Source organism: Brevundimonas sp. AVps31, from assembly GCF_058681355.1.
Genome location: NZ_CM178736.1, coordinates 3,128,078 through 3,143,007, shown reverse-complemented (window position 1 = coordinate 3,143,007; position 14,930 = coordinate 3,128,078). Strand labels below are relative to the sequence as shown.

Below are 14,930 nucleotides of genomic sequence, written 5' to 3'. Positions count from 1 at the left end.
GACGCCTAGCGCCCTTCGCGTCCGCAATCCCGCAGGCGATCAAGCCACCGCTGGCGCGCCGGAACGGTCAGATCCTCGACCCCGCCGATGACCGTGCTGGCGGTCGGGCCGATGCCGACGAAGGCGAGGATGTTGCGCTTCAGGGTCTCCAGCGACCGGGAGCCGAACCAGAGGCGGTAGACCAGGGCCGGCATGCCCATGGTGACCACCACGCGCGCCGTGCGCCCCTTGAGATGGCCGCCGCTGAACGGTTTGTCCGTGGCGGAGAAGGCGAAGCCCGGCCGCAACGCCTGTTCCAGGAAGGCCTTGAGCAGGGCCGGGGGTTCGCCGAGCCACAGCGGATAGAGGATGACGATATGGTGGGCCCAGGCGATGTCGCCCTGGGCGTCGGCCACGGCGGGTGGAACGGCGCCGCCTTCCCAATCGGCGCGGGTGCGCAGGATCGGGATGTCCTTGTCCGCCAGACGGATCAGCCGGGTCTCATGGCCCGCCGCGATCGCGCCGGACGCGTAGGCGGCCGCCAGCGCATGGCAGAAGCGGGCCGGATCCGGGTCCGGGTGGGCGTCGATGATGGTGATGCGGCGGGTCATGGGATCAGCTTTCGACCGGCGCCAGCTGAGCCACGACGTAGGTGTGCTGACCTCCGTCCTGTGCGGTCAGGCTGACATAGGCGCCGGGGTGGAAGACGGCGTCGTCGAACCGGAAACCGGTCTGGTCATCCGTCTCTCCCGGCTCGAGGTCGAGGACCCAGCGATGATGGCCGGCGTGGCGCAGCCGGCCTGTGGCCATGGTTTCGCCGGCCTGAAAGCGTCGGACGCGGCATTTGTCGCCCGCCGCCTTGCAGCCGGCGGCGTCGAGTCGTCCGTCGGGATCGACCGCCGCCACCAGATCGTAGCCGGTCCCGGGGTCGCCGTCGGGATGGCCGGGCTCGCGGGCTAGCGTCAGTCGGATGTGTGAGAGGGTAGGGGACACGAGATAATCCTCAGGGTCAGTGGGTCAAAAGGAGGCAGACGGGGCATTCCGCGATCAGGGCCTTCGTCACCCCGCCGAGGGCCCATTCCCTCAGTCGGGCATGGCCGTAGCCGCCGGCGACGATGAGACCGGCTCTCGCCACCTGCGCGAACTCCAGGATCTGCGCGGCGGTGGAGCGCGGTTTGCGCGCCCTGGCCGCAGCCGTCGCCGAGACGCCGTGGCGTTCCAGGTAGCCGACCACATCGTCCACCCCGGCGGTGGCTTCAGCGAGGTTGTCCGGTTCGCAGAGTTCAAGCACATGGACTGCGCTCGCCGAGCGCAGGAAGGGGAGGGCGGCGACGACGGCGCGCTGCGCCTCGGGCGTGTTTTTCCAGGCGATGATCGCGGGCGCGTCCGCCGGCGCGTGCGCCGGTTGCGGCGGCGTCACCAGCACCGGCCGGCCCACCGACATCAGGGCGTCGGCGGGGTCGAGATTGTGCCACGGCGCGCCGGCGTGGGTCCGTCCGACGATCACCAGGTCGGCGGCGCGGGCGGCGCGGGCCACCAACTCGGCCGGATAGCCGACCTGACCGCGCCACTCCGTGCGCTCGGCGCAGAAGTCTGTCAGCTCCGCGAAGCGGGCGCGGGCCTCCTTCACGTCCGTCTCGGCGCAATCGCGCAGCAGGGTCAGGCTTTCGCCCAGCATGGCGCCGCCCATATAGGGGTCGCCCAGCCCCGGCTCAGGCGCGCTGCCGGAAATGCCGATGAGCCTGGCGTCGAGGCGGCAGGCCAGTTCGCAAGCCAGAGCCACCCGCTGGTCGCTCTCCAGACCCCGGTCGACGTAGACGAGCAGGCTTCGGTAGGTCATGGCCGCATCTCCATTTCGGAGCGCACCAGAGCGTGGCCGGCGCCGTCGCGCCTTGATCGAGGTCAAGGCGTCGTCGACGGGTCGATCTAGGCTTTGGCTCGAAGATCCGCGGGAGGCGGGTCACGCAGAGGAAGCGCCGATGTCCGATCATTCGCCCTTGCCCGCCGGCGCCGCGGCCGCGGTGGTCGCCCTGCTGGACTCCCAGCGGCTGATGAGTCTGGCGGTGAACCGCCCGGACGGCTGGCCGCAGGTGACGACGGTCGGCTATGTGAACGAGGGGTTGGACCTGTATTTCATGGTTGGACGCGAAAGCCAGAAGCACGCCAATATCGCGCGCGATCCCCGCGTCTCGATCGCGGTCCGCAGCGAGAGCGACCACGGCGACGCCGTCGGCGTCTCCCTCGCGGGCCGGGCCGTCGAGGTTCTGGATCCGGCGCGCGTCGAGTCCCTCAACAGGATGGTGACCGCCCGCTACCCGGGCGTCAGCCTCTATGCGCCCGGCGGGAACTCCGTCGCCCTCTACCATGTCGGGCCGCGCATCGTTTCGCCGGTGTCGGTCCTGGGCGGGCGCTCCAAAGCCCAGACCTATGAATTTGGTGAGGCCCTGCCGGCGCACGAATTCACGCCGCACGGGGAGGTCTCTCACCTGCTTTGATCGGCGCTCCGCAAGGAGTCCGACCGTCCTGGTCCATGGAGACGACGATGCGCTATAACCTCATACTCGCCTGCGCGGACGGCGTGGACGACGCCCGGACCCTGGCCGTGGCGGCCGACCTCGCCGCTCGCCATCGGGCCGTCGTTCGTGTCGTTCCGACCGGCGCCGACGTGGCGGTCGATCTGGTCGCCTTCGGCCTGGCCCTGGGGCCTGCCCTGACGGGGGCCTCGGCCCAGGCCGTGGCAGAAGACGAACAGGCCTCCCATCTCCGCATCGAAGCCGCCGCGCGCGCGGCGGCCGAAGCGAGCGGCATGTCCTTCGGCCCGGGCGCTGGAGGCGGGAGGATGCTTTTGCTGCCCCACGACCGGCAGCCCGGTCTTGCTCTGGGCCGCGAAACGGCGCTCGCCGACCTGATGGTCGTGAGCCAGGCCTTTCTCAAGGCCTCGCCACCGATCGATGACGTCGTCGGCCGGGCGCTGCTGGAACGACGTCTACCGGTGCTGGTGTCCCGCCGGGCGGCGCGAGCGCCCGTGGGCGCGGCTGTCATCGCCTGGGACGGGAGCCCGCCGGCGGGACGCGCGGTCCGGGCCGCCCTGCCGCTGCTGGCGATGGCTTCGCAGGTCACGATCCTGCAGTGTCGCGCGGGACTGGACACCGTGGCCGCCGACGCCGACCCCCGCCGATTGAAAGACTATCTGGCGGTGGCGGGGATCGACGCCGGAGTCTCGGTGATCAAGGGGCGCCGGGAAGGGGAGGCGATCCTCGCCGCCGCCTGCACCCGGTCCGCCGATCTTCTGGTCGCCGGCGCCTATAGCCGCCCCCGCCTGGCCGAGGCCGTCCTGGGCGGTGCGACCCGGGACTTTCTCGGCGCGGAGGACGGCCCCAGCCTGCTGCTGGCGCACTGACTCCGCAGGCCCGCCGGGACGTGGGGGCCAAGGCGTCAAAACCGGCCGGCCGCGTCCTGCGATCGGTCGGGCCTGCCGCACTCGTTTGTGGTCTAGCGCCGTCGCCGACGGCCCATGGGGGCATAGCCTTCGGCCACAAGGCGGGCGCGGATCGTCGACATGGCTGTCTGGCGCATGCGGCGGGTCTTGATCGCAGCGGTGGCCGCCTCAAGCAACTCGGGCCGGATCTGGTCGCAGTAGCGGCGCTGGTCGTCGAGCATGCCGTCGATCCGGTCCAGGTCCCGCGCGAAATGCTTGCGGGCCGAAGATCCGTCAGGATGAACGGCGGACAGGCTCAGAACCAGGGTGCGCCGTTCGACGCGGCCCCTCGGCGGTTTCGCGGGCATCGTCACGGCCCAGAGATCGAAATAGTCGGCGGGCCCCAGGAACGGCACATGGAGCTCGGTCGTCACCCCCGGGCGCAGCTCGATGTGGCCGAAGGCGTCTTCAACCTCGACCGGTTCCTCAAAGACGCGAAAACGGATTGCCTCGCGGAGCAGAACCGGCGGATGAGGCGCACAGGCGTCTGTCACAGCGTCGGCGAAGACGGCCGGTGTGCCGAGGCGCGAGAGCGACGCGCCCTCGACCGCGGCGAGGATCGCGGCCTCGGCCTCACTGCGCTTGCCGGCGATCGGCGCTTTCGAGAACAGGGGTTCCGGGCGGGTCATGGCCGGGACTGCTCCGGTTCGGCGCTGGGCGAGAGGGTGTCGCCACCGCGCAGGCGATCCGACTGACTGTCGGGGATCGTGTGCCCCCGGAGGTGCAGCCGCGTGTCGCCGATCTGATCCCCGGCGGCGCGGACAGGGCTTGGGCCATCTAAGGTTCGGGACGACATGACGGACACCTCCTCGGTCGATGCAGATTAGCGCCGGCCGCGGCCGCGCCATTTGATCTGGATCAGGTCGGCAGCGCCCGGGGCTTGACGGAGGTCAAGGCGGTCCGGCCGTCGGGGGCGCAGGCTTTGGACCATGACCCACCCAGATCCCGTCTTCACCGCCGCCCTGATCATCGCTCATCCGCGCGCGCGAAGCTTTTCCGGCGCCATGGCCGACGCCTTCGCCCGAGGCGTGGGTCAGGCCGGCGGTCAGGTCGTGATCCGCGACCTCTACCGCATGGGCTTCGATCCCTGCCTGCACGCAGGCGAGATGCCCGATCATTCCGGCTTCAAGCCGCGCCAGGACGTCCTCGAGGAAAGGCGCGTGCTTGCCGACGTTGACCTTTTCGCCTTCTTCTATCCGCTTTGGTACAACGCCCCGCCGGCCATGCTGAAGGGGTATGTCGACCGCGTCTTCGGCATGGGCTTCGCCTATTCGCCGGTCACGCATGGCGGAAACCAGCCGCTGCTGGCGGGACGCAAGCTGATCAGCTTCACAACCTCCGGCGCTCCCCAATCCTGGGTGGAGCGCACGGGCGCCTGGGCGGCCATGCAGAAACATTTCGACGAACATTTCGCGGCGGTGACGGGGCTGGAGACGCTGGCCCATCACAACATCGGCGGTATCGGACCCGGCATGACCGCGGAACAGGTCGCCTCGCATCAGGCGGATGCCGAGCAGCACGGCTGGCGCGCGGTGCAGATGTACGGCCGCCGCGACCCGCGTCACTGAGCGGCCGTCAGGTTCAGCGGGCGGTGTAGCCACCGTCGATGACCAGCTCCGAGCCGGTCACGAACGCCGCCTCGTCCCACGCCAGATAGACCGCGCCCCAGGCGATATCGTCGGGCTGGCCCATATGGCCGAGCGGGTGCAGGGCGGCGGTGGCGCGGCGACCGGCCTCCAGTTCGCCCTGGCCCTCGAGGTGATGCTCGACCATCGGCGTCCAGATGAAGCCCGGGTGGATTGAGTTCACCCGGATCCGGTCCGCAGCATAGAGCAGGGCGTCGGTCTTGGTCATCAGGCGGACCGCGCCTTTGGACGCGTGATAGGCGGGCACGTCGGGCGCCCCGACCAGGCCGTAGATCGACGACAGGTTGATAATGCTGCCAGCGCCCGCCTTGCGCATCAGCGGCACGGCGTGTTTGACGCCGAAGAACACCCCCTTGACGTTGACCGCCTGGACAGCGTCCCACTCTGCTTCGGTCAGTTCATGGGTCGGCTTGTTCGCGCCTGCGATTCCGGCGTTGTTGACCAGGATGTCGAGGCGGCCGAAGCGGGCGGCGGTTTCCGCGAGGGCATTCCGGACCTCCGCCTCGCGCGCGACGTCGCAAGGCCAGAAGGCGGCCTTGAGGCCGCGGTCAGAGAGTGATCGGGCCAGGGCTTCGCCGAGCACGGCGTCGCGATCCAGCAGGGCCACCGCCGCGCCTTCCTCGGCCATGCGGATGGCGATGGCGGCGCCGAGGCCTTGGGCGGCGCCGGTGACGGCGGCGACCTTGTTGTTCAAGCGATGCATCGTCCGGTCCTCTGTTGGGAAGGGAGGAGCATGCGCGCGTCCGGCCTCAGCGCCGTTGATCCTGGTCAAGCGGGGAAGCGCATGCCGGCCGTTTCAGACGCGACGTGCGGAGACCAGGGACCTTACGCAATCGAACAGGGTTTCACCGATCAGAGGCTTCTCGACGATCGGCACCCCGAGCGCCGCCGCGGCGCGTCGGACGGGGCCGGGAGGATCGGAGGTGATCAGCACGGCGGGCACCCGGGATCCGGCGGATCTCAGGCGCTGCAACATCGTCAGGCCGAACTCGTCGGGCAGCCGTTGATCGACGATCAGACAGGCCGCGGCGTCCAGATCGCCCGCTCTGGCGGCGTCGCGCGCCCGTGCGAAGGGCCGGACCGAAAAGCCGTCGGCTTCGAGCGCGAAGACGATGCCGGACAGCACGGCCGGGTCGTCCTCAATGACGAAAACAAGAGGAGCGGGTTCTGGGAAAGAGGTCAACGGGATGTCCGGACGCCCGCGCGGCGAAACCCCATTCTGGATCAGTCCGGACCTCTGCCGATTGATCTGGCGCAAAGGCTAGAGACCGGCGGCCAGGGCGAGGCGCATGAGGTCGGCCATCGTCCGGGCGCCGGTCTTGGCCATCAGGTTGGCGCGGTAGACATCGACGGTGCGCGGGCTGATCTCCAGCTCGAAGGCGATGACCTTGTTGAGCTTGCCGGCCACCACCCCCTCCAGAACATCCCGCTCCCGCGGCGAGAGGGTGCTCAACCGGGCTTCGGCCACGCGCCGCGTTTCGCCGACCTCGATCTCCGGCTGGATCGAGGCGAAGGCGTTCCGAAGCGCCGCGACCAGAACGTCGTCGGAGAACGGCTTTTCGATGAAGTCCACCACGCCCGCCTTCATCGCCTCGACCGCGAGGGCGACGTCGCCGTGTCCGGTCATGATCACCACCGGCGACCGGCGACCGTCTTCCCGAAGTCGGCGCACAAGGTCGAGACCCGTCATCTCCGGCATGCGGACGTCCGTCAGCACGCAGTCGGTGTCGGCGGTCGGAGCGTCCAGAAAGGCTGCGGCGGACTCATGCAGCCGGGCGTCGAAGCCGTTGACGTCCAGCAGGAAGGCGAGCGAGTCCCGCATGGCGGCGTCGTCGTCGATCACATGCACGATCAACCTAGTCATCCGCCAACTCCGCCAGCGGCAGGGTGAACAGGAAGACCGCGCCCCCGCCGGTGTTCGGTTCATGCCAGATCCGGCCGCCGTGCGCCTCAATGATCGTCCGGCTGATGGACAGCCCGACGCCCATGCCTTGCGGCTTCGTGGTGAAGAAGGGCTGGAACAGGCGTTCGGCGATCGCCGGATCGACGCCGGGACCGGTATCGGACACGCTGATCCGGACCTCGCCCTCATCGCCGGGCGCGACAGCGATACTGAGTTCGCGTCGGTCGGACTGCGCCATGGCGTCGACGGCGTTGCGGATGAGGTTCAGCGCGACCTGCTGGACCTGAACCTTGTCCACCACGACCTTTCCGATCCCCCGGGCGAAGCGGAGATCCACTCGCAGGCCGCGATCCTTGGCCCCGACGAGGGCCAGCGCGCTCGCTTCCTCGGCCAGGGCCGCCGGATCCTCGAGCGTGTGCGCGGTCTCGCCCTTGGCGACGAACTCACGAAGCCGCTTGATGATGTCCCCGGCGCGCAAGGCCTGTTCGGCCGCCCGATCCAGGGCGTCACGCAACCGCTTCGGATCAGCCTTGCCGCTGTCCAGCAGGGTGACGGACCCCTTCATGTAGCTGGTGATCGCCGACAGGGGCTGGTTCAGCTCGTGGGCCAGGGAGGACGCCATCTCGCCCATGGCGGTCAATCGCGAGACATGCATCAGCTCTGACTGGAGTTCCTGGAACCGTCGCTCCTGGTCGCGACGCTCGGTCAGGTCCCGGACGAAGCCAGTGAAATAGCGCGCTTGGCCGACCTTGGCCTCGCCGACCGCCAACTCCATGGGGAAGGTCGATCCGTCCTTGCGCTGCCCGACGACGATACGCCCGATCCCGATGATCCGCCGCTCGCCCGTCGCGTCGTATCGCTGCAGATAACTGTCGTGCTCCCGATGGTAGGGCTCGGGCATCAGAAGCCTGACATTGCGGCCGATGGCTTCCTCGGCCGTCCAGCCGAAAAGGCGTTGGGCCGTGGCGCTGAAGGATCGCATGACCCCTGTCGCATCGATGACGATCATGCCCTCGGGGACGGTGTCGAGAATGGACTGCAGATGCGCCTGACGGCTCAGCGCTTCAAGCGACTGCTTACGCAGGCGTTCGCCGACCACGGCGATGACCGCGCCCAGAAGGAGGAACACGGTCGTGTTGATCAGATTGGCCGGTTCGCTGACCAGGGCGCCGCGCAGGAAGAGCGCCGAAACCGCGACGCACAGCAGGGTCGCCAGCACGGTCGGTCCGCGCCCCCCCAGGGCGGCGACTCCCAGCAGCAGAGGCACATAGAGGAGGTAGAAGCCGCGATCGTAGAAATAGGGGGCGATAAGATACTGTAGCGACAGCACCAGCAGGGCGCCGCTGACCGCGACCGCATAGGCGGCGACGGGCGCGCGCTCCGGCGATCGGGTGGTCAGAAAGGTCATCCTGAAGTCTCGCAACGCGCCGGTCGGACCCCAGCGTCGGATGTCTAGCACAGGCAAGCTCCAACCGTTGCGCTTCAACCCGCCGCCGCCGACGGGGCCGCCAGGGAGGCCCGCAGCACCGTGCGATCCGTGCGGATCAGGCGACGGCCAGCCGCGACAGGGCGATATGCTGGCGGACGCGGAAATGGCGGCACCCGGCGAACTCCACGATTCCGTCCGCCTGCAGGCGGCCCAGCATCCGGGACACGGTCTCGATGGTCAGACCCAGGTAGTCGCCCATGTCCTGGCGCGTCATCGGCAGGGTCGCCGTCTCGGCCCTGTCGCGGCCGACGACATGCAGCAGGAAGGAAGCCACTTTCTCGATCGCCGTGGTGCGCGACAGCAGCATCATATGCTCCTGGGCGCGATGAAGCTCGGTCGTCGTTCCGGCCCAGACGGCGCGTTCGAAACGGTCCCGATCCGCGCCGGTCCGCGAGGGGGAGACCCGCTTCACCATCAGCACCTCGCAGGCGCCGAGGGCCTCCGCGGAGAAGCGGTGCCGGTCGCCTGACTCCAGACCGAAGAGGTCGCCGGGATAGTAGAACTCCCCGACCTGACGACGGCCGTCCGACAGCAGCCGTGTGGTCCGCACGGCGCCGTCGATCAGGCGGTAGACGTAGTCGGCGTCCTCGTCCTGGGCGCAGATCTCCTCGCCCGGCGCGAAATGCATCCGCACGCCGACGAGACCGAGGCTGTCACTCATCTCAACGACGGGACGGGCGAACGGGGACGGGGCGGCAAGGGGCTGCATGGTCATCGGACATCTCCAGGACGATGGCCGAAGGTTAGGCGCGTCGCCCGGACGCAGACATTCGGGAGCGCCGCTTAGGGGTCGGCGCCTAGGTAGCGCTACGGAGGTGACGTCCGATGCCGGCCTTGACCCAGGTCAAGGGGCCGCGGGGCGGTCCGGGTCAGAATGGCCGCCCCTGGGAGAATTTCCGATGATGTTTCGTCTTCTAACGATGTCGGCCCTGGCAGCCTGCAGCGCTCCGGCGGCGTCGGCCCCGATGCTCCCGATGGACCCGCGTGTGACGGCGATCCCGATCCGCCAGGACCTTGAAGGGGAGGCGGCGGCTCGGGGCCGCGCCCTGGCGCTCGCCAGCTGCGCCGGCTGCCATGCGGTCGGACGCTCGGGAGCCAGCCCGCTGCCGGCGGCGCCGCCCTTCCGCGCGATCGTCCGCCGCCGTTCAATCGACAGCCTGGCGAACAGCTTCGCCGAAGGTCTGGTCACCGACCACGGCCCGATGCCCGCCTACACCTTCCGCGCCAGCGAGATCGACGATCTCACGGCCTATCTTGAAGCTCTCCAGGCGCCTGCCCGCAGGCCCCGCTGATCGCGGCGGCGCGCGTGCCTGTTCCGACCCGCCCGCCCGGGCGTCATGTCCGGCCGCTGGCGCGCGAGCCGGGCCAGCCCGTGGGCTTTGTCGACGTCCGGCTCACCCTGCCTCGATCGCCCCGCGTCCTGGCCGCGACAGTGAGCCGCCTGATCCCACGCGCGGGGCGTTGGTCATTCAGGCCGCGCCACATCCTGGCGATTTCCGGCGGGGCCGCCGGCGGCGCCTACGGCGCCGGCTTCCTCGCAGGCCTGAGCAGGGCTGGACGCCGGCCGTCGTTCGACCTGGTGACCGGCGTCAGCACGGGCGCGCTGATTGCGCCCTTCGCTTTTCTCGGTGCGAACTGGGACGATCGGCTGGAGGACGCCTACGCGAGCGGTCGCGCGGGGCGGGCGATCAGGCAGGGACGCGCCCTGCCGGGACTGGAACACAGTCTTCTCGGCGCCGCTGTTCTCGATGCGCTGATCACCCCCTTTGTCGACGACGCGCTCCTGCGGGCCATCGCGGCGGCTCACGCCGAGGGCCGACGCCTGTTCGTGACCACCACCGATCTCGACCGACAGAGAGCCTGCGTCTGGGACATGGGCGCCATCGCCTCGCAATCCGGTCCCGACGACGACGGCCGGGCCCTGGCGCTGTTTCGCAGCGTGCTGGCCGCGTCGGCCAGCCTTCCCGGCATCTTCCCGCCGCGGATGATCTCCTGTGCGTCGGGCGCGAGGATCTACGAGGAGATGCATGTCGACGGCGGCGTCTCGGCCCCGCTCTTCATCCTGCCGGAGCCGCTCCTCGGCCGGCGCGACGTCGGTCAGAGGCTCAGGGGGAGCCATGTGCATATGATCGTCAATACGGTTCTGGATCCTGTTCCGCAGGCGACGGCGGCGAGCCTGCCCGTCATCCTGCTTCGCAGCTTCGACACCATGTTGCGCCAGTCCTATCAGCAGGCGATCGGCACGGCCGCCGCCTTCTGCGCGGGGGCGGGACTGTCCCTCAGCCTCGCCTCGATCCCGTCGGCCCCGGAGCCGTCCGCGATGATGAATTTCGATACGCCGGGCATGCGTCGGCTGTTCGAGGCCGGTCGGCGCAGGGCGACCGGGGTCGACCCCTGGAGCGGTTAGCCCGCAATGCCTCCCTCGGAAGGTTGATATCGATCAAGGCCGTCACCCCCGCCGCAGCGCAGTCTTGCGCGCATCGGAGAGCGCACATGAGCCTGAAACACACCCTCGCCATCGCGGCAGGCACGGACGCCGACGCGGTCCCCCTGGCATTCGCTGCGGAGATCGCCGCCGTCCACAAGGGCGTCGCCGAGATTCTTCCGGCCTATCCCGACAGCGCCGCCGACATGATCGCCCTGGGCATGAGCCTCGGCGCGCGTCTGTCCCAGGAGACGATGGAGGAACTGGCGGGAGCCGAACGCCTGCTTCAGGAGCGGATCGAAACCGAGGCGCGGCGCGCGGCCAATCGGGCTGATCTTGTGTTCGGCGCGGGGGAGGGCGGCCCGCGCATGGTCCTTTCGACGCGGGGACTGCGGCCTGCCCTCGCCCTGTCACGACAGGCGGCCCTGGCCGACCTGATCGTCTTCGGCCAGGGGCATCTGGCCCAAGGCGGGGGCGGCGACCTGTTCAGCCAGACCCTGCTCGGGCGTCAGGCGCCGGTGCTGCTGGCGCGCGGCGATCCAGCCAGCCTTTCCGGGCCGATGGCGATCGCCTGGGACGGCAGCGCGCAGGCGGGGCGAGCGGTCAAGGCGGCGCTCCCGCTCCTCGCCATGGCCAGCGCGATCCATATCCTGCAGTGCGTCTCCACCCTTGATCAGGATTGCTGCGATCCCGACATCGGCCGGCTCAACGCCTATCTGGCGCTGCATGGCGTCGGGACGGGCGTCGCCGAGTTGGCGGAGGGGGGCGATGAAGGCGCGGCGCTTCTCGCCTTGGCCCAGTCGAAGTCGACTGGCCTGCTGGTCGCCGGCGCCTGGGGGCACGCGCGGATGAGGGAAGCCGTCTTTGGAGGCGCAACCCGCGCCTTCCTGCGTCAGACCGACGGCCCCAGCCTGTTGCTGGCGCACTGAGATGGCCCTGCACGACATCCTCGTTCATCTGGACGACGTGGACGCCCTGGACGGTTTCCTGCCGGCGGTTCTGGCCCTCGCGCAGGCGCGCGGCGTCAGGGCTGTGACCCTGGCGGCCGTCGCCGCGGTGAGGGCGCCCGTGACCGGGGCGTCGCTGACCCTCTCACTGATGCGTGCCCGGGAACGGGAGGCGCTGGACCTGCTCGATCTCATGCGCGAGCGTGCGGTTCCCGCCGCCGCGGCCTGCCGGGTGGAATGGCGCAGCGCGGCCGTTCCGGATCCCACGCCGCTGCTGGCCGACTGGGGCGTGCGGAGCGACCTGCTGGTTCTTCGCGAACCGCTCACCCGCCCGGGCCCCCTGGGGGGCGTGGATGTCGGAGAGGTGGTGCTTTCGGCCGGTCGGCCCGTGCTCGTCGTGCCGAGGGCGACGACCAGGCTTCGGTTCGACCGGGTCCTGATCGGCTTCAAGCCGACCCGCGAAGGCCGGCTGGCCCTGGCCGCCGCGGCTCCACTCCTCGCCGGGGGCGGCCACGCCATGATCGTCGCCGTCGGGGACGGCGTCACGCATCGCCAACTGGCTGACGCGGCCGCCTACCTTGAGGGGCGCGGGGTTCCGGTCGACACCCGGCGTCTCGACGAGGAAACCGACCGCGATGCCGGTCGGGTCCTGCTTCAGGTCGCCGCCGAGGAAGGCGCCGATCTGCTGGTTCTCGGCGCCTATGGCCGCGGCCGGGGCCGGGAGTTCGTCTTTGGGGGCGCGACCCGGACCGTCCTCAGCCAAGCGCGTCTGCCCTGTCTGATGGTTCACTGAACATGGCCTGGATCGTCGACCCGACGCTTCTGCCGGCCTTCGTGCTGGCCATGGCCTTGGTCGAACTGACACCCGGTCCAAACCTCGCCTACCTGGCGCTCCTGTCGGCGTCTCACGGCCGGCGCGCCGGCCTGCAGGCGGTCGCGGGAATCACGCTCGGGCTGGCGGCCTATCTCGGCCTCGCCCTGTTCGGGCTGAACTGGGCGCCCCTGCAATCCGCCATCTGGCTCGAGGTCCTGCGCTGGGCGGGCGCCGCCTATCTGCTGTGGCTGGCCGGAGAGGCCGTTCGGGTTTCGCCGACAACGGCGCCGCCGCCCGATCTGGTCCACAGCCCGTTTCTGCGCGGGCTCATGTCAAACCTGCTGAATCCGAAGGCGGCGATCTTCTATCTCGCCCTCTTGCCGACCTTCATCCGGCCGGGATACGCGCCGGTTGTGGTGCAGGGCCTCGCGCTGGGCCTCGTCCATATCGGGATCAGCGTCGCCATCCATTCCGCGGCGGTGTTCGGCTCGGCCGGCCTCGCGGGTCGTCTCAGCCGGCGGGCCGCGTTCTGGTTCCGGGGTGTGCTGGCGGTCGGCCTTGTCGCCACGGTGATCTGGCTTCTCACGATTCCACTGTCCCCGGGACCCGCCACATGACCCCCACATTGACGTTTCACGGGGCCGCAGGCTGTGTGACGGGCTCCTGCATGCTGCTGGACACCGGGCAGGGCCGCGTGCTGATCGACTGTGGTATGTTTCAGGGGCCAAAGACCCTGAAGGCGCTCAACTACGAGCCGTTTCCATTCGATGTCGCCTCGATCGACGCCGTCCTCCTCACCCACGCGCATATCGATCACTCCGGACTGTTGCCCAAGTTGGTCCGTGCCGGCTTCCGGGGACCGATCCACGCCACGCGCGGGACGCGTGACCTGTGCGAGGTGATGCTGGCGGACGCCGCTGGCATTCAGGAAAGCGAAGTCCGGCACCTGAATCGTCGTAACGCCGAACGCGGCCTGAAGGCCGTCGAGCCGATCTACACGTCGGCGGACGTCGACCAGACGATGCGCCTGTTCGAGACGACGAAGTTCCGCGCTCCGGTGCGGGTGTCAGACCACCTCCAGGCCACCTGGTGGCCCGCCGGCCACCTCCTCGGCGCGGCCTCCATCGAGGTTCACGCGGGCAAGGGCGATCAGGCGGTCAGGGTCCTGTTCTCCGGCGATCTCGGCTCCGGCCGGCAGCCCTTCCTGCCGGCGCCCGACGGGCCGGTGAACCTTCACCATGTGATCATGGAGAGCACTTACGGCGATCGGGAACGGATCGATCCCGCCCTGGCCGCGCGTCGACGCCTTCTGGCCGAGGAGCTGAAGTCGGCCAAGGCGGCCGGGGGACCGCTGCTGATGCCCACCTTCGCGGTGGGGCGGGCGCAGGAACTGATCCTCGACCTGCTCGCGATAATGGACGAGGAGCCGGGTCTGGCCACGGACATCTTTCTGGACTCGCCTCTGGCGATCGAGGCCACCGAGGTCTTTCTGCGCCGGGGCTGGAACCCCGATACCGAGGCCAATCCGTTCGAACCGCTTCGTCATGCGAGCCGTCTGCACCACCTCCTGCGCCCACAGGAAAGCGATCAACTCGAGCGCCTCAGAGGCTGGTATGTGGTTCTGGCGGGAAGCGGGATGTGCGATGCCGGGCGGATCCGTCGGCACCTGAAGCGCCTGCTGTGGCGCAAGGAGACGACCGTCCTGATCAGCGGCTTCCAGGCCGCCGGGACGCTGGGCCGGTTGCTGGTCGAAGGCCGGTCCGTGGTGCGGATCCAGGGCGAGGAAATCCACGTCGCGGCGCGCATCCGCAGCCTCGACTGCTACTCCGGCCACGGCGATGCGACCGATCTGGTCGCATGGCTGAAGGCGCGAGGGGATGTTGGAGGCGCCGTCATTCTGGACCATGGCGAACCCGATGCGCTCTCCGCGCTCTCGGAGCGACTGGTCGGCGCAGGCTATCGTTGCCTGACCGCGAACCTGGACGGGACCTATGCGCTTGGGGCCGCGTCGGCCGAGCCCATCCGGCAGGGTGCGCCGCGGCTGGCGCTGGGTCAGGCGACGCAGGCCGATTGGCACAACGACAGGGCGGCCTTTCTCATCGCGCTCAATGAAGCGATCCAGCGCCAGGGCACGGATAGCGAACGCGCGGCCCTCATCGACCGGCTCGCTGCCGTGCTGCGGCCGGCGCAGACGGCGGGGGTCTGATGTCCCGGAACGCCCCGGGATGGCGCTGAAGTTTGCGGGAGCC

At 69.6% G+C, this 14,930-nt stretch carries 18 protein-coding genes; 9 read left to right on the top strand and 9 right to left on the bottom strand.

What is annotated here, in order from left to right:
* Positions 1 to 5 precede the first annotated feature (5 nt).
* From ACW174_RS15365 to ACW174_RS15355, 3 genes are read right to left on the bottom strand one after another with little or no spacing between them, the layout of a single operon-like run.
* Entirely contained in the window at positions 6 to 590 is a 585-nt protein-coding gene (locus ACW174_RS15365; RefSeq protein WP_492015297.1) for an NAD(P)H-dependent oxidoreductase, read from the bottom strand.
* Positions 591 to 594: 4 nt separating this feature from the next.
* Positions 595 to 972, bottom strand: a complete 378-nt coding sequence (locus ACW174_RS15360) for a hypothetical protein (protein WP_492015296.1) — start codon at positions 970 to 972, stop codon at positions 595 to 597.
* 16 nt (positions 973 to 988) lie between these two features.
* Complete coding sequence (locus ACW174_RS15355) at positions 989 to 1,819, bottom strand: hypothetical protein (RefSeq protein ID WP_492015295.1); 831 nt, start codon at positions 1,817 to 1,819, stop codon at positions 989 to 991.
* Between the two features lie 139 nt (positions 1,820 to 1,958).
* Here ACW174_RS15355 and ACW174_RS15350 point away from each other — a divergent pair, with 139 nt between their 5' ends.
* Positions 1,959 to 2,474, top strand: coding sequence for a pyridoxamine 5'-phosphate oxidase family protein (locus ACW174_RS15350; protein WP_492015294.1), 516 nt, complete (start codon positions 1,959 to 1,961; stop codon positions 2,472 to 2,474).
* A 47-nt stretch (positions 2,475 to 2,521) separates the two neighbouring features.
* Entirely contained in the window at positions 2,522 to 3,379 is an 858-nt protein-coding gene (locus ACW174_RS15345) for a hypothetical protein (protein ID WP_492015293.1), read from the top strand.
* 92 nt (positions 3,380 to 3,471) lie between these two features.
* Here the strand turns inward: ACW174_RS15345 and ACW174_RS15340 are convergent, their stop codons facing one another.
* The gene (locus ACW174_RS15340; RefSeq protein ID WP_492015292.1) at positions 3,472 to 4,086 is read right to left on the bottom strand and encodes a hypothetical protein; all 615 of its coding nucleotides are present in this window, start codon (positions 4,084 to 4,086) and stop codon (positions 3,472 to 3,474) included.
* Between the two features lie 300 nt (positions 4,087 to 4,386).
* On the opposite strand from ACW174_RS15340, the gene ACW174_RS15335 reads away from it, so the two are divergent.
* On the top strand, positions 4,387 to 5,025 hold the full coding sequence (locus tag ACW174_RS15335; protein ID WP_492015291.1) for an NAD(P)H-dependent oxidoreductase: 639 nt from the start codon (positions 4,387 to 4,389) through the stop codon (positions 5,023 to 5,025).
* A 13-nt stretch (positions 5,026 to 5,038) separates the two neighbouring features.
* Here ACW174_RS15335 and ACW174_RS15330 read toward each other — a convergent pair whose 3' ends face one another.
* The 5 genes from ACW174_RS15330 to ACW174_RS15310 form a co-directional block, all read right to left on the bottom strand.
* Complete coding sequence (locus ACW174_RS15330; protein WP_492015290.1) at positions 5,039 to 5,806, bottom strand: SDR family NAD(P)-dependent oxidoreductase; 768 nt, start codon at positions 5,804 to 5,806, stop codon at positions 5,039 to 5,041.
* Between the two features lie 93 nt (positions 5,807 to 5,899).
* Positions 5,900 to 6,361 carry a response regulator gene (locus ACW174_RS15325; protein ID WP_492015289.1) on the bottom strand — a complete coding sequence of 154 codons (462 nt, stop codon included), beginning with the start codon at positions 6,359 to 6,361 and terminating at the stop codon, positions 5,900 to 5,902.
* Positions 6,362 to 6,364: 3 nt separating this feature from the next.
* Positions 6,365 to 6,967: a response regulator FixJ gene (fixJ, locus tag ACW174_RS15320; protein WP_492015288.1), complete on the bottom strand. Its 603-nt coding sequence runs from the start codon at positions 6,965 to 6,967 to the stop codon at positions 6,365 to 6,367.
* On the bottom strand, positions 6,960 to 8,414 hold the full coding sequence (locus ACW174_RS15315; protein ID WP_492015287.1) for a PAS domain S-box protein: 1,455 nt from the start codon (positions 8,412 to 8,414) through the stop codon (positions 6,960 to 6,962). Before ACW174_RS15315 ends, fixJ begins: the two co-directional genes overlap by 8 nt.
* A 136-nt stretch (positions 8,415 to 8,550) precedes the next feature.
* Positions 8,551 to 9,210, bottom strand: a complete 660-nt coding sequence (locus tag ACW174_RS15310; RefSeq protein WP_492015286.1) for a helix-turn-helix domain-containing protein — start codon at positions 9,208 to 9,210, stop codon at positions 8,551 to 8,553.
* A 184-nt stretch (positions 9,211 to 9,394) separates the two neighbouring features.
* On the opposite strand from ACW174_RS15310, the gene ACW174_RS15305 reads away from it, so the two are divergent.
* The 6 genes from ACW174_RS15305 (at position 9,395) to ACW174_RS15280 (ending at position 14,887) form a co-directional block, all read left to right on the top strand.
* The gene (locus tag ACW174_RS15305) at positions 9,395 to 9,787 is read left to right on the top strand and encodes a c-type cytochrome (protein WP_492015285.1); all 393 of its coding nucleotides are present in this window, start codon (positions 9,395 to 9,397) and stop codon (positions 9,785 to 9,787) included.
* Positions 9,788 to 9,801: 14 nt separating this feature from the next.
* Positions 9,802 to 10,902: a patatin-like phospholipase family protein gene (locus ACW174_RS15300; protein WP_492015284.1), complete on the top strand. Its 1,101-nt coding sequence runs from the start codon at positions 9,802 to 9,804 to the stop codon at positions 10,900 to 10,902.
* A gap of 86 nt (positions 10,903 to 10,988) precedes the next feature.
* The gene (locus ACW174_RS15295; RefSeq protein ID WP_492015283.1) at positions 10,989 to 11,849 is read left to right on the top strand and encodes a hypothetical protein; all 861 of its coding nucleotides are present in this window, start codon (positions 10,989 to 10,991) and stop codon (positions 11,847 to 11,849) included.
* A gap of 1 nt (position 11,850) precedes the next feature.
* Complete coding sequence (locus ACW174_RS15290) at positions 11,851 to 12,660, top strand: universal stress protein (RefSeq protein WP_492015282.1); 810 nt, start codon at positions 11,851 to 11,853, stop codon at positions 12,658 to 12,660.
* A gap of 2 nt (positions 12,661 to 12,662) precedes the next feature.
* Entirely contained in the window at positions 12,663 to 13,298 is a 636-nt protein-coding gene (locus ACW174_RS15285) for a LysE family translocator (protein ID WP_492015281.1), read from the top strand.
* Between the two features lie 50 nt (positions 13,299 to 13,348).
* Positions 13,349 to 14,887 carry an MBL fold metallo-hydrolase gene (locus ACW174_RS15280; RefSeq protein WP_492015280.1) on the top strand — a complete coding sequence of 513 codons (1,539 nt, stop codon included), beginning with the start codon at positions 13,349 to 13,351 and terminating at the stop codon, positions 14,885 to 14,887.
* Positions 14,888 to 14,930: the final 43 nt, after the last annotated feature.